The organism is Streptomyces sp. NPDC001714, from assembly GCF_042892755.1.
Lineage (GTDB): Bacteria > Actinomycetota > Actinomycetes > Streptomycetales > Streptomycetaceae > Streptomyces.
Map to the genome: position 1 here is coordinate 484,407 of NZ_JBIAUL010000002.1, position 20,286 is coordinate 504,692.

Here is a 20,286-nt window from a genome sequence, read left to right on the forward strand (position 1 = left end):
ACAGTGGCCGCATCCTCGGGGCGCCCGCTGCCCCTGATCACCGACCAGAACGAGTTCTTCTGGACGTCAGGGGCGGACGGACGGCTGCGCATCCAGGAGTGCGCCTCCTGCACCGCCCTGATCCATCCGCCGCAGCCCGTCTGCCGGTACTGCCGCGGACGGGAGATGGGAGTACGGGCCGTCTCCGGACACGCGACCCTCGTCGGCTTCACCGTCAGCCACCGCTTCAGCCTCCCCGGCCTGCCGGCGCCCTACGTGGTCGCCCAGGTCGCGCTCGAGGAGGACCCCCGGATCCGGCTCACCACCAACGCCGTCGACTGCGACCCCGGCGAACTCGCCCTCGGCATGCGCATGGAGGCCGTCTTCGAGCAGGCCGGGGAGGACGTGTGGCTGCCGCTGTTCAGGCCGGCCGCGGAGCGGGGGGAACCCGCGCGGCTGCCCACCGACGAGACCGACCCGGGCTCAGTGGTATGTCACATACGACCGATGCGGACCTCGGAGAAGTTCGAGGACAAGGTCGCCCTCACCGGCATCGGCGCCTCCCCGCTCGGCCGCCGGCTGAGGGTCCCCCCGCTCTCCCTCACGGTCCAGGCCTGCGAGGCCGCGGTCGCCGACGCCGGACTCACCCTGGACGACATCGACGGCCTGGCCAGCTACCCGGGCGCCGGCGCCTACGGCGGCTTCGCCGAGGGCGGCGTCACCGCCCTGGAGTCAGCGCTCGGCATCCGCCCCACCTGGTACAACGGCGGCAGCGAGACCTTCGGCCCCGGCGGCTCCCTCATCGCGGCGATGCTCGCGGTGGCCGGCGGCCTCGCCCGCCACGTGCTCTGCTTCCGCACCGTGTGGGAGTCCAGCTTCGCCGAGCTCGTGAAGGAGGGCAGGATCCCCCTGGCCGAGCGCGCGGACGCCGGCTGGTTCAAGCCCTTCGGCGCCACCTCCGCCGCCCACACCCTCGCCCAGAACGCCCAGCGGCACATGCACCGTTACGGCACCACCCGCGAGACCCTGGGCTGGATCGCCGTCAACCAGCGCGCCAACGCGGCCCTGAACCCGACCGCGATCTACCGCGCCCCGATGACGATGGACGACTACCTGCAGGCCCGCCCCATCACCACGCCCTTCGGCCTCTACGACTGCGACGTCCCCTGCGACGGATCCGTCGCCGTCGTCGTCTCGGCCCTCGACACCGCACCCGACCTCGCCCGGCCACCGGTCCTCGTCGAGGCCGTCGGCACCCAGATCACCGAGCGCATCGAGTGGGACCAGAGCACGCTCACCCACGAACCCCAGACCCTCGGCCCGTCCGCCCACCTGTGGACCCGCACCTCCCTGCGCCCCGCCGACGTCGACGTGGCCGAGCTCTACGACGGCTTCACCTTCAACTGCCTCTCCTGGATCGAGGCGCTCGGCTTCTGCGGCATCGGCGAGGCCAAGGACTTCCTGGACGGCGGAAAGAACATCGCCCGCGACGGCGTACTGCCCCTGAACACCCACGGCGGCCAGCTCTCCCACGGCCGTACCCACGGCATGGGCCTCGTGCACGAGGCGGTCGTCCAGCTGCGCGGCGACGGCGGCGCCCGCCAGGTGCCCGGGGCCAGGGTCGCGGTGGTCAGTACCGGCGGGCTGGCGCCCGGCGGGGCCATTCTCCTCAGGACGGACACGTGACAGACAGCCATCCGGACGTGGTGCCCGGCGCGGTGAGCGTCGACGGCATCTCCCTCTCGTACCGGGCGAGTTGGGTACGACAGCCACGCGCCGTCGTCCTCGCCCTGCACGGCGGCGGAACCGACTCGGCCTACTTCGACTGCCCGGGCCGGCCACGGCTCTCGCTGCTGCGCACCGGAGCCGCCCTCGGCTTCACGGTCATCGCACTCGACCGGCCCGGCTACGGCGCCTCCCTGCCCCACGCACCCCGGCTCACCGACCCGGCACGGCGGGTCGACCTCGCCTACGCGGCCCTGGAGCGGCTGCTCGCCTCCCGCCAGGCGGGCGGCGGTGTGTTCCTGGCGGCCCACTCCGCCGGTGGCGAACTCGCGGTGCGGATGGCCGCCGACGAGCGCGGACACACCCTGCTCGGCCTGGAGATCGCCGGCACCGGACGGCATCACCACCCGCGCTCGGTGAGCTTCCTGGACAACGGCGACGAGGAGCTGCGCCGCCCCGGCCGGGCCCGCGACCGGCTCCGCGAAGCCCTCTGGGGCGCCGGCCACCTCTACCCGCCGGAGGTCCACGGCGGCGCGAGCATCGCCGCCGCCTCGCCCGCCTACGAGTCCGCCGCCCGCGGCTGGCGGCACGAGTTCCCGGAGCTGGCGGCCCGCGTGCGCGTACCCGTGCACTTCACCCTGGGCGACCACGAGGAGGTGTGGAGCTCCGGCCCCGCCGCCCTCGCCGACATCGCCTCCCTCTTCACCGCGTCGCCTCGCGTCCGGGTCCACGAACAGCGCGACGCCGGGCACAATCTCAGCCTCGGGTACTCGGCCCGGGCCTACCACCTGAGGGTGCTGTCGTTCGCGGAGGAGTGCGCGGTGACTCGGGAGGCGGGCGTCGCCGCACCCCCACGACAAGGGAGAGCGGGATGAACCACACCGATGCCGTCGCACTGCTGCTGCGCCTGGTCCTGGGCGTCGTCATGATCGCGCACGGACTCAACCACTGGCGCGGCGGCGGCCGTATCGCGGGCACCGCCCGCTGGTTCACCGGCCTGGGCCTCACCCACGGCAGGCTCCAGGCCTGGCTGAGCGTGGCCACCGAGTCGGGCGCCGGGCTGCTCCTGCTGGCCGGCCTGCTCACCCCGCTGGCGTGCGCGGCCGTCATCTCGGTGATGCTGGTGGCGGGCCTGCTCGCGCACCGGCCCAACGGCTTCTTCGTCTTCGAAGAGGGCTACGAGTACGTCCTCACGCTCGCCGTCGCCGCCCTGGCGCTGGCCGCGCTGGGACCGGGCAGCGCCTCCCTGGACGACGCGGCCGGCCTCGACCGGGACGGCTGGACGGGCGCAGGCATCGCCCTCGGGGCGGCCGTGCTCGCCACCGCCGGCCTGCTCGCCGCCTTCTGGCGCCCCCGGCCCGCGCCGGACCCGGCGCCCGCCCCCGAACCCCTTGAACAGGAGACCGGCTGATGCGCGTCGGATTCATCGGACTGGGCAGCCAGGGCGCCCCGATGGCCCGTCGGATCGTCGAAGCGGGACACGAGACGACCCTCTGGGCCCGCCGCCCCGTCACCCTCCTCCCCTTCGCGGACACCCCGGCCAGGCGCGCCGCCTCTCCGGCGGACCTGGCCGCGGCCAGCGACCTGGTGTGCGTCTGTGTCGTCGACGACGCGGACGTCGAGGAGGTCCTCACCGGCGAGCACGGCGTCCTCGCCGGACTGCGCCGGGGCGGGGTGGTCGCCGTGCACAGCACCGTGCACCCCGACACCTGCCGTCGCCTCGCCGACCGCGCCCGTACCCACGGCGTCACGCTGATCGACGCCCCGGTGAGCGGCGGGGGCCCGGCGGCGGCCGAGGGACGACTGGTGGTGATGGCGGGCGGCGAGCCCGGCACGGTGGCCTACTGCCGTCCGGTGTTCGCGACCTACGCGGACCCGGTCGTCCACATGGGCCCGCTGGGCACCGGCCAGCTGGCGAAACTCCTCAACAACGTGCTGTTCACGGCCAATCTGGGCACCGCCGCCGACACCCTCGCCCTCGGCCGGGACCTGGCGATCGACCCGGCCGCCCTCGCCCGCGTCCTCACCCACGGCAGCGCGGCCGGCTTCGCGCTCGACCGGGTCGCGGCGGCCGGGGGCACCCTGGACCGGTTCGCCGGCCACGCCGGTCCGCTGCTCCGTAAGGACGTCCGCCTGCTCACCGACGTCACCGAGGCCGCCGGTGCCGAACCGGACATCGTCCTGACGGCCGCCGGCGCGGCCCTCGCCCGAATGAACGGACAGGTGAACGGACAAGGGACGACGGACAACGGCCGACGGCCGGTTCAGGGCCGGCGATAGCGGATCCGCCCCCCGATGAGAGTCAGCCGCACCAGGTCGGCCGACGGATCCGACAGGGCCTCGGCCGACGGCACGGCGAGCAGGACGAGGTCGGCGGGCGTGCCCGGCACCGGCCGCGGAGGCCCCGAGCCGGGGGAGTGGGGCGGTGAGAGGTACGCCGCCAGCGCCTGCGCCGCGGTGACGCGTTCGGCGGGGTTCGCGGTCCGCCCGCCGGGGACCCGGCGCGTGGTGGCCGCGCGGACCACGGACCAGGGGTCGAGCGGCCCGTACGGGGCGTCGCTCGACAGCGCCAGCGGGACGCCGGAGCGCAGGAACGAGGCACAGCGGTACAGGTCGGTGTGCTCGTGCGGCGGGGTGGCGTCGAGGAAGGCGTCGCCGCGGTCGGTGAGGAAGCCGGGCTGGGTCACCACGGTCAGGCCATGGCGGCGCACGACGGGCACGGCCTCCGCCGGAACCACCGCCGCGTGCTCGACCCGGTCACCGGGCAGCACCCCGGTCCGTTCCAGCGCCGCGAGCAGCAGGGCGAGGGAGACGGCCGTGACCGCGTGCGCGGCGACGGGACGGCCCCGCCGGTGTGCGGCACCTATCTCCTCGGTCAGCTCGGTGAAGTCAGGCAGCTCCGAGTCCGCGAGGACGATCTTCCAGGGGCCGGGCGCAGGCCGGGCCGTCGACGGTGTTCCGAGGGGCGCCCCGAGCAGCAGCAGCCGTTGGGGCAGGCGACCGCTGCGCGCCTCCTCGGTGAGCCTGCCGACGGAGTCGGGGGTCAGGCGCGGGGTGGCGTCGGTGACGGCCGTGATGCCGTAACCGGCGAGTCGGCGGCCCACCGCCGCCAGGGACGGCGCGGGGGCCTCGGGCAGCCGTTCGCGCAGCCAGTCGTCGGCCCGCCACAACCGCCCCGTCGGCCGTCCGGCGTCATCGCGTTCGATGCCGGGACGGCTTTCGTGCGCCAGGCCGGCCCGTTCGGCGGCGAGGGAGTTGAGTATCCACAGGGCACCGCTTCGGTGCTGCACCCGCACCGGGACGTCCGCCCGCAGTGCGTCGAGCCCGGTGGCGTCCAGGGATCCGGCGACCCGTTCGTCGTAGCCGACGCCCCGGACCCAGCCGTGCCGGTCCGGAACCGCCCGGTGCAGTGCCGCCCGCAGCGCCGGGCGGTCGCCGACGTCCGGCGGCCCGCACCGTACGGAGGAGACCGCGGCCGCCAGCGCGAACAGGTGCAGGTGATGGTCGGTCAGGCCGGGCAGCAGGGCACCGCCCGCCGCGTCGATCTCCTCCTCACCGGGCGCCCGCACCAGCCCCGCGCCGAGTTCCGCGACCACACCGCCCCGGACCCGCACGGAGCACCGCCGGCCGTCGACCTCCGTGTCCCGGATCAGCAGCCCGCTCACGGCACCCGGATCCCCAGCTCGCGCAGCACGGTGGCGGTGTCGGCGCCGCTCGCCGGGGCGGCCGCGGCCGGACGGCGCGGACGTGGCGCGGACAGCGGATACGCCGTGCCCCCGGTCTCCACCAGCCAGCCGCCGTGCTCGACCACCCGGGCGTCGCGGGCGGTCGGCCCGGAAAGGCAGGCGGTCACCACGTCCGCCATCGACACGTCCAGCACCGCGCCCCCGCCTCCCGGTTGTTCGGACAGGGCGAGCGCGGCGGCGAGCAGGCCGGTGAGGGGGTCGGCCACGGCGTCACCGGCGAACACGGGCAGCCCGTCCGCGTCCGCGCCGAGGAGCCCGCGGGCGGCGGCCACGTCGTCGCCGAAGCCGACCCGGCCCGAGGCCCGCCCGTACGCCGTGATCGAGATCCAGGTGCAGCCGCGGGCCGCCTCGGCCTCGGCGTCGAGCCCGAAGCCCGCGAGGGCGCGGGGCCGGGAGGCCTCGACGACCACGTCCGCCCGGGCGACCAACTCGTGCAGGGCGGCACGGCCACGGGCGTCCATGGGGTCGAGGACGACCGATTCGTGCCCGGCGTGCAGCAGGTCGTAGAAGGCCGGATCGCCGAAGCGGGCGCCGTCCGGACGGGACGGGGTCTCCACCTTGACCACCCTGGCTCCCGCCGTGCCCAGCAGATGCGCGCACAGCGGGCCCGCCCACAGTGCGCTGAAGTCGACCACCAGCAGCCCTGCCCCGTCACGAGGCGTGCCCGGCAGCGGGCAGATGCGGTGGGGGCGGGGCCGGACTGCACCGCCTGCGAGACCCAGCAGTTCCACCCGCTCGTCCAGCTCGGCGCCTTCGTGCGCGACGAGCCAGCCGGCCAGCCGGTCCGGCAGCGCCCGGGCGTCGAGTTCCCGGCCGATCAGAGCGCTCCACAGCAGGGGATCGTCCGGCCGCGCGTCGGACACGGCGGCCCAGCCGTCCCTGGTGGGCAGGAGTCGGCAACTGCCGCCCACAGACAGCCGGCCCCGGCGGCCACGCCCGCTGAGCGCGGCCCGCTCGGCGAGCATCCGGGCGCCGTCGAGCCGCGTCCCACCCGCGGCGGCGACGTGGTCGGCCAGCAGGGCGGCGAAGGTGGCCGCCGCACCGGGAGGCAGCAGCGGGGGCCCGTCGGGGTGACCGGTCAGCAGGGGGACACCGCTGCGGGCCCAGTCCTCCGCGACCCGGTCTGGAACGGTGTCGGGCCAGGGAAGGGCCGATCGTGTCGGGTCGGCGCCCGGCCGGATCGAGGGCGGAGCCGGCGGACCGCCGTGGGCGCGGCGCCGGGACGCTCCCGCGGTACTGCCAGATGCCCCGTCGGCCATGCGGGGATGGTAGATCAGAGACGTGCCTGCGACCACAGCAATCTCCCTCACAGATCTCGCGGCCGGGGCGGCGGACGCCGACCTGCTGGTCACGCACGCCGAGCCGTCCCGGCCGCTGACGGTCGTCGACCTGGACCCGGTGACCCCACCCACCGCCGCCGACCTGGAGCAGGCCGTCCGCCGGGCCCGGGCCGGCGAGCGGCTGCTCGTCGGACGCACCGTCAGGCCGGTGCCCGACTGTCCCGAAACCCTGTTGAGCGCACTGGACCTGACCCTGGTACGGGCTCCCCGCGACCGCCTCCTGACAACGGACGCTGCCGGGCACCCGGCCACCGTCGCGGTCACGGACCCGGCCGCCGAGGCGGAGTTCCTGCGCGCTCGGGCGGCGGAACAACCACAAGCGGCACTGGTGCTGCACCAAGTCCTCCGCATGACCGGGCAGTTGTCCGTGCCACACGCCCTCGACCTGGAGTCGCTGGCGTACTCGACGTTGCTCGGCGGTGCCGGCTTCGCCGGATGGCTCGCAGCGCGTGGGCCACGGCCCGCGCCGCCGCGTGCGACGGGCGACCCCGTGGTGGTGCGCCGCGAGGACGACGTCCTGCGGATCACGCTCGACCGGCCCGAGCGGCGCAACGCGCACGGCGCGGAACTGCGGGACGCCCTGGTCGCGGCCCTCGACATCGCCGTCTGGGACGACACCGTGCGCGAGGTCGTCCTGGACGGCAACGGCCCCTGTTTCAGCTCCGGCGGTGACCTGGACGAGTTCGGTACGGCCCCGGATCTCGCGGCCGCGCATCTGATCCGCACCCGAGCCGGAGCGGCGGCGCGTCTGCACGCTCTCGGCGACCGGCTCACCGCGCGGATCCACGGGACCTGCGTCGGCGCGGGCATCGAACTCCCGGTCTTCGCCGCCCGGGTCCTGGCGGCCCCCGGTACCACGGTCCGGCTGCCCGAACTGGCCATGGGCCTGCTCCCCGGGGCCGGTGGCACCGTCGGCATCCCGCGCCGGATCGGCCGCTGGCGCACGTTGTACCTGGTTCTCGACGGCCGGGCCATATCGGCTGAACGGGCCCTGGCCTGGGGACTGGTGGACCGGATCCGTGCCTGAGCCGCACAAGTCCCTGCCGCCGACGCGCGATGAGCTGCGGTGACCGACCGGGGACGAGCATCTCCGGACCTGCTGAAGCCGCCTCGACACCCGGGGAGGTTCCCGGGGCCGGCGGACATACCGGAGCGCGCTGCGGAGTTCGTCGGGCAGGAGGCCCGGGTTCTGCACCCTCCACAAGATGGCCTCGAATCCTCGCGCGGAACCGCGCCGCAGTGGGCCGTTGACGGACAGGTTCGGCCGGACGGCAGCCAGTAACCGACATACGACCCGGTCCCCCGTCCCGATGCGCTGGGATGACCTGATTCATCGCAACCGGCGGGAGGGGGGCGGACATGGACACGTTTGCCGAGTCGGGTCTGGCTTGTGCGGCGGCCGGAGCGGGCCGGGAGGCCTGCCGGTACGGCCAGGTCGTGGGCACGAACGGGCCGAAGGCCGCCGAGGAAAGGTTCCGCGGGCTGCTGGAGGCGGCCCCGGACGCCATGGTGATCGTGGACGACACCGGAACCATCAGGCTGGTCAACGCGCAGACCGAGGCCCTCTTCGGCTACGGACGCGAGGAACTCCTCGGCCGTCCGGTCGAGTTGCTGATGCCGCACCGTTTCCGTGGCCAGCACACGGTGCACCGCGGCGGGTACGCCGCCAACCGCCAGGTCCGTCCGATGGGCGCGGGGCTCGACCTGCACGGGCTGCGCAAGGACGGCACCGAGTTCCCCGTCGAGATCAGCCTCAGCCCGCTGGAGACCGCGGACGGACTGCTGGTCTCCGCCGCCGTCCGCGACGTCAGCGACCGCAAGGCGGCCGAGGCCCGCATCAACGAACTCGCCGCGCTCGTCGAGTCGTCCCAGGACGCGATCCTCGCGAAGACCCTCGACGGCTACATCACCTACTGGAACGCGGCCGCCCAAAGGCTGTACGGCTACACGGCCGAGGAGGCCATAGGCCGGCACGTGTCGCTGCTCTCCCCGCCCGACCTGCGCGGCGAGATCAGCGCGCTCCTGGAGCGGCTGCTGCACGGCGAGAAGGTCGAGCACTTCGAGACGCTCCGGATGACCAAGGGCGGCGGTCTGCTCGACGTGGACGTCACCCTCTGGCCGACCCGCGACACCGACGGCACGGTCGTCGGGGCGTGCGCCATCGTGCGGGACATCAGCGACCGCAAGCGCGCGGAGGCCGAACTGACCGCGCTGTACGAGCAGCAGCGGCACATCGCGCTCACCCTGCAGCGCAGCCTCATGGGCACCCCGTCCGCGATCCCCGGCCTGGCCACCGCGAGCCGCTACCGGCCGGCCACGCAGGGCGCGGGCGTGGGCGGCGACTGGTTCGACCTGATCCCGCTGGGCGCGGGCCGGGTCGGCGTCCTCATCGGGGACGTCATGGGCCGCGGCCTCGAAGCCGCCGCGGTGATGGGCCAGTTGCGCTCGGCCGCGCACGCGCTGGCCAAGACCGGCATGCAGCCCCGGCAGCTGATGCAGGCCCTCGACACCTGCGTCGAGGACCTCGACGTACCGGACCAGCTGGTGACCTGCTGCTACCTCACCATCGCCCCGGACACGGGCACGGTGACCGTCTGCTCCGCCGGTCATCTGCCGACCCTGGTGGCCACCCCCGGCGGCACCGTCCGCAGGCTCCCGGCACAGGTCAACGCCCCGCTCGGGGTCGGTGACGTCCTCTACGAACAGTCGTCGACGGCCGTGCCGCCCGGTGCCACCCTCATCCTCTACACCGACGGCCTGGTCGAGACGCCCGGCAGCGACATCGAGCTCCGCATCGCCGAGCTCACCGAGGTGGTGGGCGGGTACTTCACCGCGCCACCGTGTCTGGACACCGCCGCCGACCACGTCCTGACCCAGTTGCTGCCGGAGGCCGACAGCCACGACGACGACGTGACCCTCCTGTTCGCCCAACTGCCGGCCGCGCCCGCGGCGGCGGTCACGACCGACCTCCCGGCCGTGCCCTCCTCCGTGCCCGAGGGCCGCGCGTTCCTCAGCAAGGCACTGCTCTCCTGGGACTGCACAGGACCGGTGGACGAGGCACTCCTGCTGCTCTCCGAGACCCTCACCAACGCCGTGCAGCACGCCGAGGGCCCCCTCGGCCTGCACCTGTGCCGCACCGCCAACGACCTGACCGTCGAGGTCAGCGACCGCAGTCCGCACCTGCCCCAGCCCCGTAACGCGGCCGAGGACGAGGAGTCGGGCCGTGGCCTGTTCCTGGTCCGCACCCTCGCCGACGCCTGGGGCGTGCGCCCCACCGACGAGGGAAAGACCACCTGGTTCACACTGAGGCTGTGACGAGTTGCCACCGGCATCTCTGGGTACGGCCGAGCCGGACAGCTCACTCGGGCGCTGCCGGACGCGATGGTGCCGGGCTGCCGGAGTCAGCCGCTCCGTTGCTGCACCGACGGATCCCCGGGACGGTCAGGCCGGCCCAGTTCGCGCCCCGTGATCATCTCGGACTCGATCCGGACGAACACCGGGTCCCGTATCGGCATCCATGAGCGGGGGCCCGCCTGCGCCAGCCTCGCGTGCTCCGCGGGATCGCTCACCACGGCCGCCCGTCCGGTGACGACCACGCTCCAGCCGGACCCGCTCTCCGCGTCGAACTCATCCGCCTCGAAGGCCACCACCACTCCTCCGATCGCACGGACCAGATCCGAACCCGCAGCGGTGCACAGCGCTACCGAGGCATCCGCGTCCAACGAGAAGTTGACGGGGAGAACCGCGGGCAGCGCTTGCTGGGTGTAGACCACGCGACCGACCGGCACCTTGCCGAGCAGGCGCAGGCACTCCTGGCGGTCGAGCGCGCGAAAGCCGTCGTTGCGGAGCATTGGTCCATACTCCTCCTGGCCTGTTCGTGGCTGTAGGGCCGACAGGCCCTATCCCGGGCCGGCCTGTAGGGACTGATGGACCCTGCCGACCGGGTGAGGGACCGGTGCGGATACCGGGCGTGGTCCTGGCCGGGAGCTTCGATGCGGTCCCCGCACCGGGCGACGGCAGCGGCACGGTGTTCGCGCTGGTGACCTTGCCCGGCCTCGCGAACAAGGTCGGCTCTGCCACAGGCGTCGTGGATGCGGCGGCGCCCTCGACACCGTCCGGACTGAACGGCCCTTGCCTCATGGGCCGTTCGGCCGTTGCCGGGGTGCCATCGGCACCTGCTGAGGGCCGTGGCGTACGAGGAGCATCGTCCGAGGAATCCGCTGGGCGGTGTCGAGTGGCGCTGCCGTCGCACTGCCGGCCGAGGGAAGGAGAGATACGACCATGACCCTGCGTCACATAGTCGTCGGAGTCGACGGCTCTCTGACCTCTGTACGAGCTCTGGACCGGGCCGCGGCCGAGGCGGTACGGCACGGTTGCACACTGCGCATGCTGTACGCGGTTCCCGACCGTGACGAGGCCGCACCGGTCCTGGCCAGTGCCGTCTCGCGCACCAGTGAGCGGTGTCCGGGGCTGTCCGTCGAGACCGTCGCGGCCGAGGGGGGCGTGGTGCAGGCCCTGGCGCGTGAGAGCGAGGACGCGGTCCTCACCGTGGTGGGCACCCGCGGCCTGGGCACGGTGGCGGGTTCGGCACTGGGCTCGGTGAGCCTGAGGCTGGCCGCCCTCGCGCAGGGACCGCTTCTGGTCGTACGCGGCGACCACCCCTGTGCAGAGGCCGGGCCCGTGCTGCTGGGCCTTTCCGACGACTCGGACGTGCAGGCGGCGGAGTACGCCTTTCAGGAGGCCGAGCGGCGCGGCGCGAGCCTGCGTGTCCTGCACTCCCGGACCCGTCGGCACATCACCCCCGAACTGCCCCCGCTCACGGGGGTTCGCAGTTCCGGTCCGGCGGGGACGGTCAGGGAGAGCCGGGCCGAAGAGGCCGTGGCGCGCTACGCCCTCGGTCACCTCCAGGACCGGCATCCCGATGTCGTCGTGGAGTCCGACACGGTCCGTACCGGCCCCGCCCCGGCACTGCTGACGGCGTCCCAGGAAGCCGCCGTGGTGGTCGTCGGTACCCACCGCCGTACCGGTGTGCTCGGACCACGCCTGGGTCCGGTCGTCCACACGCTCTTGCACCGGTCGCACTGCCCCCTGGTCGTCGTACCGGAGGGATGACAGCCCCTGCTCCTTCGCCCCCTGTTCCCTCGACCTGCGTCCCTCGACACGAGGTCCGGAGCGGCACCGCGAGGAGGCGGTGCCGCTCCGGTCGTCCGACATCTCCCGGGCCGCTCCTTCCGGAGTCCGGGACCGTGATGTCAGGCCGGGCGAGAGCTCTCGTCGGTGCCGTCCGTGTCCGTGCCGGGGGACCCCGTGCGTCCCCCGCGCCATGGCGGGGTGGCCGTACGACGTCCGTCGCTCCAGGACCGGGCGGCCCTGTCGGTCTGGCGGCGCAGTCGGTCCTGGAGCCGGTCGACGACCTCCGTGGCCGTGGCCTCCCCGGCCACCGTGACGACCAGCTGACGGCCCCCGATGTGCAGGTCCGCCGTGGCCGACCAGGGGTGGCCGGCGTGGTGGGCGGCCGCGCGCAGGATGCGCACCTCGCCGCTGACGGCGGGCAGCCCCGGCCTGCTCACCACGGCGTCGATCTTCGTCCGGGCGTACGCCAGGGTCTCCTCGTCGACGGCGCCGTCGGAGCGCAGCTCGACTGCGGGTGTCGCCTGGGCGTTGTCGGTGGTCATGGGGTTTCTCCTCGGAACTAAGGAACTAAGGAACTGAGGAACGGGAAGGACGGAGCGGTGGGTCCGTTCACGCCGTGGTGTCAGGCAGCCACAGGTCGGGGCCGAACACCTCGTAGCGGATGCGGCGCGCGGGAACACCGGCGTGCAGCAGTTGTCCGCGTACGTCCCGCATGAAGGGGAGCGGGCCGCACAGGAACACGGTGGCGTTGTCGGGAAGCCGGATGTCGCTCAGGTCCATCCGGCCGGTGCGGGCGTCGGGTTCCTCCGGCGCGGGACACTCGTACCAGAAGACGGCCCGGGCGCCCCGCAGTCGACCGACGAGGTCGTGGGTCTCGGCGCGCAGGGCGTGGTCGGCGGGGGAGCGGTCGGCGTGCAGGACCAGGACCCGGCGGATCGAGCGGAGGCCGGCCAGGTGGGCGAGGATGCCGGTCATGGGGGTGCAGCCGATGCCCGCCGAGACCAGGACTACCGGCGTGGTGGTGTCCACCGGGTCGTCGAGGAAGACGTCGCCGAACGGCGCGGACAGCAGCAGCTCGTCCCCCTCGTGGACGGTGTCGTGCAACAGGTCGGAGACCTCGCCGTCCCGCTTGACCGTGATCCGCCGCAGCCCGTCGCCCGGGTCCGAGGAGAGGCTGTACTGGCGCAGCTGGTGCATCCCGTCCGCCAGGCACACACGGACGCTGACGTACTGGCCCGCGCGGGCCCGCGAGACGCGTTCGCCGTCCGCCGGCCGGAGCAGGAAGGAGACGACGTCGGGGGTCTCGGTACGGCGTTCCACGACCGTCCAGGGCCGCCAGATCCCGCCGGGCTGGACGCCCGCGTCCTGGTAGAGGAGCGCCTCCCGGCTGATCAGGGCGCCTGCCATGAGCCAGTACACCTCGTCCCAGGCGGCCGCCACCTCGGGGGTGACCGCGTCCCCGAGGACCTCGGCGATCGTGCCGAACAGGTACTTGTGCACGATCGTGTACTGGTCGTCGGTGACGCCGACGGCGGCGTGCTTGTGCGCGATCCGGGACAGCAGCTGGTCCGGCCGGGTCCCGGGATTCTCCAGCAGTGCGCGGGCGAACCCGGCGATCGAACCGGCCAGCGCACGGCGCTGGTCGCCGCTCGCCTGGTTGCCGCGGTTGAACATGCCGTCGAGAAGTTCCGGCCGGTCGTGGAACATGGTGGCGTAGAAGCGGGTGGTGATCTCGTCGAGTGCTCCGGCCACGGCGGGCAGGGTGGCGCGTACGAGGGCGGCGGACTCTGCGGACAGCATGGAGACTCCCTGGCAGGGCGGATGAGGGGTGATGAGGGGAAAGGAGCAGCGGCGGCCGGACCGAGCCGGACGAACTACGCGTCGTGCCCGTAGTAGGCGGCTCGCATGAGCTGCCGCATGTCGTCGAGCAGGGGCATCCACGGGTTGGCGGGCGCGCACTGGTCCTCGAAGGCGTTCAGGGCCTGCTGGGGCAGTGCGTCGAGGAAGGTCCGCTCGTCGACGCCGAGAGCCCGGAACGACGGCTCGATGCCCACGGCGTCCCGGAGCCGCTCCACCGCCGCGGCCACTGACTCGACGCCCTCCGCGGGGGTGGCGGCCGGCAGGCCGAGGGCGCGGGCGATGTCCTGGAAGCGCTCGGGGGCACGGTAGTGCTCGTACTTCGGCCAGCCGGTGAGCTTTGCGGGGACGGTGCCGTTGTAGCGGATGACGTGCGGCAGCAGGACCGCGTTGGTGCGGCCGTGCGCGATGCGGAAAGTGGCGCCGAGCGTGTGGGACATGGCGTGGACGATGCCGAGAAAGGCGTTGCCGAACGCCATCCCGGCGATGGTGCCGGCGTTGTGCATCTTCTCCTGGGCCTCGGGCCGGCCCGCACGGTCGTTCACCGCCGCCTCGATGTTCCCGAAGACCAGCCGGATCGCGTGCAGGGCGAGTCCGTCGGTGAAGTCGTTGGCGTAGACGGACACATACGCCTCGATGGCGTGGGTGAGGGCGTCGAAGCCGCTGTCGGCCGCCAGGGCGGGCGGGAGTCCGGCGGTGAACAGCGGGTCCACGATGGCCACGCTCGGGGTGAGCGCGTAGTCGGCCAGCGGGTACTTCTTGCCGGTGGCCGGGTCGGAGATCACCGCGAAGGGGGTGACCTCGGCACCCGTGCCCGAGGTGGTGGGTACGCACACCAGGCGGGCGAGCTTCCCCAGCACCGGGAAGCGGAAGGCGCGCTTGCGGATGTCGGAGAACTTGTGCCGCATGTCGGCGAAGTCGACGTCCTTGCCGTCGGCCTGCTGTTCGTACAGCAGCCACATCACCTTGGCCGCGTCCATCGGGGAGCCGCCGCCGAGGGCGATGATGGTGTCCGGGCGGAAGCCGCCCATGAGGCGGGCGCCGCGCCGGACGGAGTCGATGCTGGGTTCGGGCTCGACGTTGTCGATGACCTGGATGGTGACCGGCTCCCGGCGCCGCCGCAGCACGCGCTCGACCCGGTCGACCAGACCGAGGCGGGTCATCGTCGCGTCGGTGACGACGGTGACGCGGTGGACGTCCGGCATTGAGGTCAGATAGCGGATGGACTGCGGCTCGAAGTAGATCTTCGGCGGCACCTTGAACCACTGGAGGTTGTTGCGGCGCACGGACACCCGCTTGACGTTCAGCAACTGGGCGGCGGAGACGTTGTTGGACACCGAGGTGCTGCCCCAGGAGCCGCAGCCCAGCGTCAGCGACGGCAGCAGGCTGTTGTAGATGCCGCCGATCGCGCCCTGCGAGGAAGGGGCGTTGACGATGATCCGTACCGTCTTCATCCGGCGGCCGTACGCCTCGGCGAGTTCGAGGTCCCCGGTGTGGATGACGGCGCTGTGGCCCTGCCCGTGGAAGTCGACCATGGCGGCGGCCAGGTCGAAGCCCACCTCCGTGGAGCCGGCCCGCAGGACGGCGAGGACCGGGCAGAGCTTCTCGCGGGTGAGCGGCTCCTGGGGACCGACCTGCTCGGCCTCGACCAGGATGAGCGACGTGTCCTCGGGCACGGAGAACCCGGCCTGCTCGGCGATCCACACCGGACTCTGCCCGACTGCCGTCGAGTTGACCCTGGGCTCGCAGCCCGCGCCCGCGCCGGCGGCCTTGCCGGCCGGGAACAGGAACGTCTCCAGCTTCGCCTTCTCGTCGGCGGTCGCCACGTGGGCGTGCAGGGTGCGGAATTCGGTGAGGACCGCGTCGTAGATCTGCTCGTCCAGGATGACGGCCTGTTCGGAGGCGCAGATCATGCCGTTGTCGAACGCCTTGGACAGCACCAGGTCGTTCACGGCCCGCCGCAGGTCGGCGCTGTGGTGGACGTAGGCGGGGACGTTGCCGGCGCCCACGCCGAGTGCGGGTTTGCCGGCCGAATACGCCGCCCTGACCATGGCGTTGCCACCGGTGGCGAGGATCAGCGAGACGCCGGGGTGGCGCATCAGGGCGCCGGTCGCCTCGACGGACGGGGTCTCGATCCACTGGACGCAGTGCTCCGGCGCGCCCGCCGCGACCGCCGCGTCGCGCACGACACGGGCCGCCTCCGCGCTGCAGCGCTGGGCGGAGGGGTGAAAGGCGAACACGACCGGGTTGCGGGTCTTCAGCGCCATCAGGGCCTTGAAGACGGTGGTGGAGGTCGGGTTGGTGACCGGTGTGACCGCGCACACCACGCCGACCGGCTCGGCCACCTCGATCATGTCGTCGATGTCGTCGCGGGCGATGACACCGACTGTCTTCATCGGGCCCATGCTGTGCGTGACGTACTCGCAGGCGAACATGTTCTTGGCGGCCTTGTCCTCGAAGACGCCGCGTCCGGTCTCCTGCACGGCGAGCCGTGCGAGCCCGGTGTGCTGGTCGAGGGCGGCGACCGAGGCCTTCTTCACGATGTGGTCGACCTGTTCCTGGTCGAGCCTCTCGTAGTCGGCGAGCGCCTTGAGCCCGTTCGTCACCAGGCGGTCCACCGCGACGGTGATGTCGGACGGGGCTTCGTCAAGTTCGGTGGTCGCGCTGCGGTCGTCGTGGCGGGTCATGTCGGCAGGCCTCCGTCGTGGAGAGGGCGGCAACCGCACGGGTGGCGGCGCGGGAGGAGGCGGCACCGCGAGGGACGGGCACCGCTCCCACCAGGAGCCTCTCTCGGCGGCGGCCGTGCACCCAGGTCCCGTTGGTCCCCGCGAGGGACTGGTCGGCCCCGGGCCGCGGGGCCGGGTGTCCCCTCGGCCGTGCCTAGTCGTGCCGCACCCGGGAGGAGGGCGCGTCGTCGGCGCGGCAGGCCAGGCTGTTGACGACGCCGACCACGCCGTCCACCCGATACGTCAACCGGATCGCGTTCGGAATGTCGCCGTGGTGCGGTACGGCTCCTGTGAGCGTGACCATGCCCTCCCTGACCGAGACGGTCACGGCGCCGGCCGGGAGACCGAGTGCCCGGTCCAGCACCTCGTCGTGGACCTCCTGGCCGATCTCGTCGTCCGTGCGCAGGAAGACCCGCAGCAGGTCCCGCCGGGTGGCGATGCCGATCAGCCGGTCCTCCTCGTCCACGACGGGGAGGCGCTCGACACCGTGACGCTCCATCACCCGTGCGGCGTCCGCAATCCGCTGTTCCGGATGCACGGTGATGGCGGGCGTCGACATCAGCTCCCGCGCGGTGACGGCGTGGGTGACGGCACCGGAGCGAGGACGCCTGAGGCGGTCCGGCCGCTGTCTCCGCGCCCGCCGGGTCCGGTCGGCCGGGGACGACCGGGCCGCCTGACAACGGATCAGGTCCGTCTCCGAGACGACGCCCACGACCTTGTCGTCGTGGTCCACGACGGGCAGGCCGCTGATCCGGTGCCGGTCCAGCAGCCGTACGACGTCCTTGAAGGACGTCTCCGGGTGCGCCTCGACGACGTCGGAGGTCATCACCTCACCGACGATGCGGGCCATGGCACCCACCTCCTTTCCGGTCGGGCCCGGGCTCGGGGACGCGAGCCCGGGCCCTGCTCTCACCTGTTGTCGCTCGACTCCGTCCCGCACAGTGCGGCCCGTCCGGCCTCCAGACGGGCGACCGGGACGCGGAACGGCGAGCAGGAGACGTAGTCCAGTCCGGCCTCGTGGAAGAAGTGGACGGACTCGGGATCGCCGCCGTGCTCGCCGCAGACGCCGATCTTCAGGTCGGGGCGCGCGGCGCGGCCCTCGTCGACGGCGATGCGGACCAGCCGGCCCACGCCGTCGCGGTCCAGGGTCTCGAACGGCGAGGCGGCGAAGATGCCCTTGTCGAGGTAGGCGGAGAAGAACGCCGCCTCCACGTCGTCGCGGGAGAAGCCCCACGTGGTCTGGGTCAGGTCGTTGGTGCCGAAGGAGAAGAACTCCGCCTCCTCGGCGATCCGGCCCGCGGTGAGCGCGGCCCGCGGCAGCTCGATCATGGTGCCGACCGGGCAGTGCACGGGCACGCCGGTCTCCTCGGACACCTCGGCCAGGACCCGCTCCACCTCGGCCCGCTCGATGCGCAGTTCCTCGACTGCACCGACCAACGGCACCATGATCTCCGCCTCCGGGGCGCCCCCGGCCCTCGTGCGCGCCACGACCGCCTCGGCGATCGCCCGCACCTGCATGGCGACCAGACCGGGCACCACCAGACCCAGGCGCACGCCCCGCAGCCCGAGCATCGGGTTCTCCTCGTGCATCCGGCTGACCGCGGCCAGCAACTCGACGGCGTGCGGATCCGGTTGTCCGCCCCGGGCCTCGGCGGCGGCGATCCGCACGGCGAGGTCCGTACGGTCGGGCAGGAACTCGTGCAGGGGCGGGTCGATGAGGCGGATGGTGACCGGCAGGCCGTCCATCGCCTCCAGGATGCCGATGAAGTCCTCGCGCTGGAGCGGCAGCAGCGCGCCCAGTGCGTCCTCGCGCTCGCTCTCGTCGCGGGCCAGGATCATCGCCTCGACCAGCTTGCGCCGCTCGCCGAGGAACATGTGCTCGGTACGGCACAGTCCGATGCCCCGCGCACCGAACCGCCGGGCGCGGGCGGCGTCCTCCGGGGTGTCGGCGTTCGCGCGCACCTCCAACCGCGCGGTGCTGTCCGCCTGCTCCATGGCTCGGGCCACGGACTCGACCAGCCCGGCCGACCGCTCGCCCGACTCGAAGTACCGCATCACCGCGGAGCCGACCAGTGGTGCCGCGCCCAGATACACGGTCCCCTCGGAGCCGTCGACGGAGACGACGGTGCCCTCTTCGACGACGGTGTCACCCACGGTGAAGCGACGGTCCGCGGTGTCCACGACGATCTCCTCGGCGCCGCAGACGCACACCGTGCCCATCCCGCGGGCGACCACGGCGGCGTGGCTGGTCTTGCCCCCGCGGCTGGTCAGCACCGCCTGCGCGGCGATCATGCCCGGCAGGTCGTCGGGGGTGGTCTCCTGGCGGACGAGCACGACCCGCTCGCCGGCGGCGGCCCGGCGGACGGCCTCGGCGGAGTCGAAGACGGCTGCGCCCACGGCCGCGCCCGGTGAGGCGGGGAGGCCGTGCGCGAGCGCCTCGCCGACGCCGGAGGTGTCGAAACGGGGGAACAGCAGCCGGGCGAGCCCGTCCCCGGCGACTCGGCCCAGCGCCTCGGAGGGGCTGATCAGGCCCTCGTCCACCAGCTCGGAGGCGATGGCGAACGCGGCCTCGGCGGTGCGCTTGCCGACCCGGGTCTGGAGCATCCACAGCCGGCCGCGCTCGATGGTGAACTCGATGTCGCACAGATCCCGGTAGTGCGTCTCCAGGGTCTCCATGTGACCGCGCAGCCGGCCGTACGACACCGGGTCGAGCTCCTCCAGGTCCGCCAGCGACACGGTGTTGCGGATGCCGGCCACGACGTCCTCGCCCTGGGCGTTCGGCAGGTAGTCGCCGTACAGGCCGGGTCGTCCGGTGGCGGGGTCGCGCGTGAAGGCGACACCGCTGCCGGAGTCGGCGCCGAGGTTCCCGAAGACCATGGTCTGCACGTTCACCGCGGTGCCGAGGCCGTCGGCGATGTGTTCACGGCGCCGGTAGATGCGGGCCCGCTCGCCGTTCCAGGACTCGAAGACGGCGAGGACGGCCCGGCGCAGCTGCTCGTCCGGCGACTGCGGGAAGTCCTCGCCGGTCTCCCGGCGGATCAGGGCCTTGTACGTGTCGACGAGCTCGGCCAGGTCGGTGGCGTCCAGGCCCAGATCGTCGGCCGCGCCCCGGGCGCGCTTGAGATCGGACAGGGCGCTCTCGAACACTCCGCTGCCGACGCCCATGACCGTACTGCCGAACATCTGCACGAGGCGACGGTAGGAGTCCCAGGCGAATCGCTCGTTCCCGGACACCTTCGCCAGGCCGAGCACGGAGTCGTCGCCGAGGCCGATGTCGAGGATCGTCTCCATCATGCCGGGCATGGAGAAGCGTGCCCCGGAACGGACGGACAGCAGCAGCGGATCGTCGGGCTGCCCCAGCCTCCGGCCGGCGGCGTTCTCCAGAGACGCCAGATGCTCGGAGATCTCCTCGGCGAGCCCGTGCGGCTCCTCGCCGGCGCTGAGAAACGTCCGGCAGGCCTCGGTCGTCACGGTGAAACCCGGCGGCACCGGCAGCCCCAACCGGGTCATCTCGGCCAGGTTCGCGCCCTTGCCGCCGAGCAGGCCGGCCAGGTCACGGCTCCCTTCTGCGAAGTCGTACACGTAACGGACCATGATCTCGGTCTCCTCCGTCGGGCTCCGGCTGGATGCTCTCTCCAGCGTCTGTCCGCCGGGAGCGGAGGGGGCAGGTGCTGTCGGTCCCCTCCGAGGGGCCGGTCGGCCCCGGCATCCGTCTGCCGTGCCGGCGCGCCGCCGAGGGGCCGGAGACACCTGTCGCGGGAACCCGGCTGCGGATCGGGC

General features: G+C 73.2%; 15 protein-coding genes. 7 read left to right on the plus strand and 8 right to left on the minus strand.

Going from position 1 to position 20,286, the window contains the following annotated elements:
- The first annotated feature begins 3 nt into the window (after window positions 1-3).
- Genes ACFY0P_RS06785 through ACFY0P_RS06800 form a run of 4 tightly spaced genes read left to right on the plus strand, consistent with a single transcriptional unit; the run spans window position 4 to window position 3,984 of the window.
- Window positions 4-1,665: an OB-fold domain-containing protein gene (locus ACFY0P_RS06785; protein WP_388908116.1), complete on the plus strand. Its 1,662-nt coding sequence runs from the start codon at window positions 4-6 to the stop codon at window positions 1,663-1,665.
- The gene (locus ACFY0P_RS06790) at window positions 1,662-2,579 is read left to right on the plus strand and encodes an alpha/beta fold hydrolase (protein ID WP_388908118.1); all 918 of its coding nucleotides are present in this window, start codon (window positions 1,662-1,664) and stop codon (window positions 2,577-2,579) included. The genes ACFY0P_RS06785 and ACFY0P_RS06790 overlap by 4 nt, the downstream gene beginning before the upstream one ends.
- Window positions 2,576-3,115, plus strand: coding sequence for a DoxX family protein (locus ACFY0P_RS06795; RefSeq protein WP_388908120.1), 540 nt, complete (start codon window positions 2,576-2,578; stop codon window positions 3,113-3,115). Before ACFY0P_RS06790 ends, ACFY0P_RS06795 begins: the two co-directional genes overlap by 4 nt.
- On the plus strand, window positions 3,115-3,984 hold the full coding sequence (locus tag ACFY0P_RS06800) for an NAD(P)-dependent oxidoreductase (RefSeq protein ID WP_388908122.1): 870 nt from the start codon (window positions 3,115-3,117) through the stop codon (window positions 3,982-3,984). The genes ACFY0P_RS06795 and ACFY0P_RS06800 overlap by 1 nt, the downstream gene beginning before the upstream one ends.
- On the opposite strand, the gene ACFY0P_RS06805 is transcribed toward ACFY0P_RS06800, so the two are convergent.
- Both ACFY0P_RS06805 and ACFY0P_RS06810 read right to left on the minus strand, forming a co-directional pair.
- Window positions 3,969-5,369, minus strand: coding sequence for an amidohydrolase family protein (locus ACFY0P_RS06805; RefSeq protein ID WP_388908124.1), 1,401 nt, complete (start codon window positions 5,367-5,369; stop codon window positions 3,969-3,971). The two genes, ACFY0P_RS06800 and ACFY0P_RS06805, sit on opposite strands and share 16 nt — an antisense overlap.
- The gene (locus ACFY0P_RS06810) at window positions 5,366-6,709 is read right to left on the minus strand and encodes a CoA transferase (protein WP_388908126.1); all 1,344 of its coding nucleotides are present in this window, start codon (window positions 6,707-6,709) and stop codon (window positions 5,366-5,368) included. The genes ACFY0P_RS06805 and ACFY0P_RS06810 overlap by 4 nt, the downstream gene beginning before the upstream one ends.
- 22 nt (window positions 6,710-6,731) lie before the next feature.
- Here ACFY0P_RS06810 and ACFY0P_RS06815 point away from each other — a divergent pair, with 22 nt between their 5' ends.
- Window positions 6,732-7,817 carry an enoyl-CoA hydratase/isomerase family protein gene (locus ACFY0P_RS06815; protein WP_388908128.1) on the plus strand — a complete coding sequence of 362 codons (1,086 nt, stop codon included), beginning with the start codon at window positions 6,732-6,734 and terminating at the stop codon, window positions 7,815-7,817.
- Window positions 7,818-8,149: 332 nt separating this feature from the next.
- Window positions 8,150-10,105 carry a PAS domain S-box protein gene (locus tag ACFY0P_RS06820; RefSeq protein WP_388908130.1) on the plus strand — a complete coding sequence of 652 codons (1,956 nt, stop codon included), beginning with the start codon at window positions 8,150-8,152 and terminating at the stop codon, window positions 10,103-10,105.
- 86 nt (window positions 10,106-10,191) lie between these two features.
- Here ACFY0P_RS06820 and ACFY0P_RS06825 read toward each other — a convergent pair whose 3' ends face one another.
- Window positions 10,192-10,641, minus strand: a complete 450-nt coding sequence (locus tag ACFY0P_RS06825) for a pyridoxamine 5'-phosphate oxidase family protein (protein ID WP_388908132.1) — start codon at window positions 10,639-10,641, stop codon at window positions 10,192-10,194.
- A 430-nt stretch (window positions 10,642-11,071) separates the two neighbouring features.
- Between ACFY0P_RS06825 and ACFY0P_RS06830 the strand changes: the two genes are divergently transcribed.
- Window positions 11,072-11,902 carry a universal stress protein gene (locus tag ACFY0P_RS06830; RefSeq protein WP_388908134.1) on the plus strand — a complete coding sequence of 277 codons (831 nt, stop codon included), beginning with the start codon at window positions 11,072-11,074 and terminating at the stop codon, window positions 11,900-11,902.
- 140 nt (window positions 11,903-12,042) lie between these two features.
- Here the strand turns inward: ACFY0P_RS06830 and ACFY0P_RS06835 are convergent, their stop codons facing one another.
- From ACFY0P_RS06835 to ppdK, 5 genes are all read right to left on the minus strand, one after another.
- Complete coding sequence (locus ACFY0P_RS06835) at window positions 12,043-12,465, minus strand: hypothetical protein (protein ID WP_388908136.1); 423 nt, start codon at window positions 12,463-12,465, stop codon at window positions 12,043-12,045.
- 67 nt (window positions 12,466-12,532) lie between these two features.
- On the minus strand, window positions 12,533-13,723 hold the full coding sequence (locus ACFY0P_RS06840) for a globin domain-containing protein (protein ID WP_388908138.1): 1,191 nt from the start codon (window positions 13,721-13,723) through the stop codon (window positions 12,533-12,535).
- 74 nt (window positions 13,724-13,797) lie between these two features.
- Window positions 13,798-16,467: a bifunctional acetaldehyde-CoA/alcohol dehydrogenase gene (gene adhE / locus ACFY0P_RS06845; RefSeq protein WP_388908140.1), complete on the minus strand. Its 2,670-nt coding sequence runs from the start codon at window positions 16,465-16,467 to the stop codon at window positions 13,798-13,800.
- Between the two features lie 193 nt (window positions 16,468-16,660).
- On the minus strand, window positions 16,661-17,356 hold the full coding sequence (locus tag ACFY0P_RS06850) for a CBS domain-containing protein (RefSeq protein WP_388908142.1): 696 nt from the start codon (window positions 17,354-17,356) through the stop codon (window positions 16,661-16,663).
- A 59-nt stretch (window positions 17,357-17,415) separates the two neighbouring features.
- Entirely contained in the window at window positions 17,416-20,100 is a 2,685-nt protein-coding gene (gene ppdK / locus ACFY0P_RS06855) for a pyruvate, phosphate dikinase (RefSeq protein ID WP_388908144.1), read from the minus strand.
- Between the last annotated feature and the right edge of the window lie 186 nt (window positions 20,101-20,286).

What these genes read in the sequence shown, in the direction of transcription:
- ppdK (WP_388908144.1), bottom strand. Translation starts at nt 20,100, where the DNA reads ATGGTCCGTTACGTGTACGACTTCGCAGAAGGGAGCCGTGACCTGGCC.
- ACFY0P_RS06830 (WP_388908134.1), top strand. Translation starts at nt 11,072, where the DNA reads ATGACCCTGCGTCACATAGTCGTCGGAGTCGACGGCTCTCTGACCTCT.
- ACFY0P_RS06795 (WP_388908120.1), top strand. Translation starts at nt 2,576, where the DNA reads ATGAACCACACCGATGCCGTCGCACTGCTGCTGCGCCTGGTCCTGGGC.
- ACFY0P_RS06835 (WP_388908136.1), bottom strand. Translation starts at nt 12,465, where the DNA reads ATGACCACCGACAACGCCCAGGCGACACCCGCAGTCGAGCTGCGCTCC.
- ACFY0P_RS06810 (WP_388908126.1), bottom strand. Translation starts at nt 6,709, where the DNA reads ATGGCCGACGGGGCATCTGGCAGTACCGCGGGAGCGTCCCGGCGCCGC.
- ACFY0P_RS06820 (WP_388908130.1), top strand. Translation starts at nt 8,150, where the DNA reads ATGGACACGTTTGCCGAGTCGGGTCTGGCTTGTGCGGCGGCCGGAGCG.
- ACFY0P_RS06840 (WP_388908138.1), bottom strand. Translation starts at nt 13,723, where the DNA reads ATGCTGTCCGCAGAGTCCGCCGCCCTCGTACGCGCCACCCTGCCCGCC.
- adhE (WP_388908140.1), bottom strand. Translation starts at nt 16,467, where the DNA reads ATGACCCGCCACGACGACCGCAGCGCGACCACCGAACTTGACGAAGCC.
- ACFY0P_RS06850 (WP_388908142.1), bottom strand. Translation starts at nt 17,356, where the DNA reads ATGGCCCGCATCGTCGGTGAGGTGATGACCTCCGACGTCGTCGAGGCG.
- ACFY0P_RS06825 (WP_388908132.1), bottom strand. Translation starts at nt 10,641, where the DNA reads ATGCTCCGCAACGACGGCTTTCGCGCGCTCGACCGCCAGGAGTGCCTG.
- ACFY0P_RS06800 (WP_388908122.1), top strand. Translation starts at nt 3,115, where the DNA reads ATGCGCGTCGGATTCATCGGACTGGGCAGCCAGGGCGCCCCGATGGCC.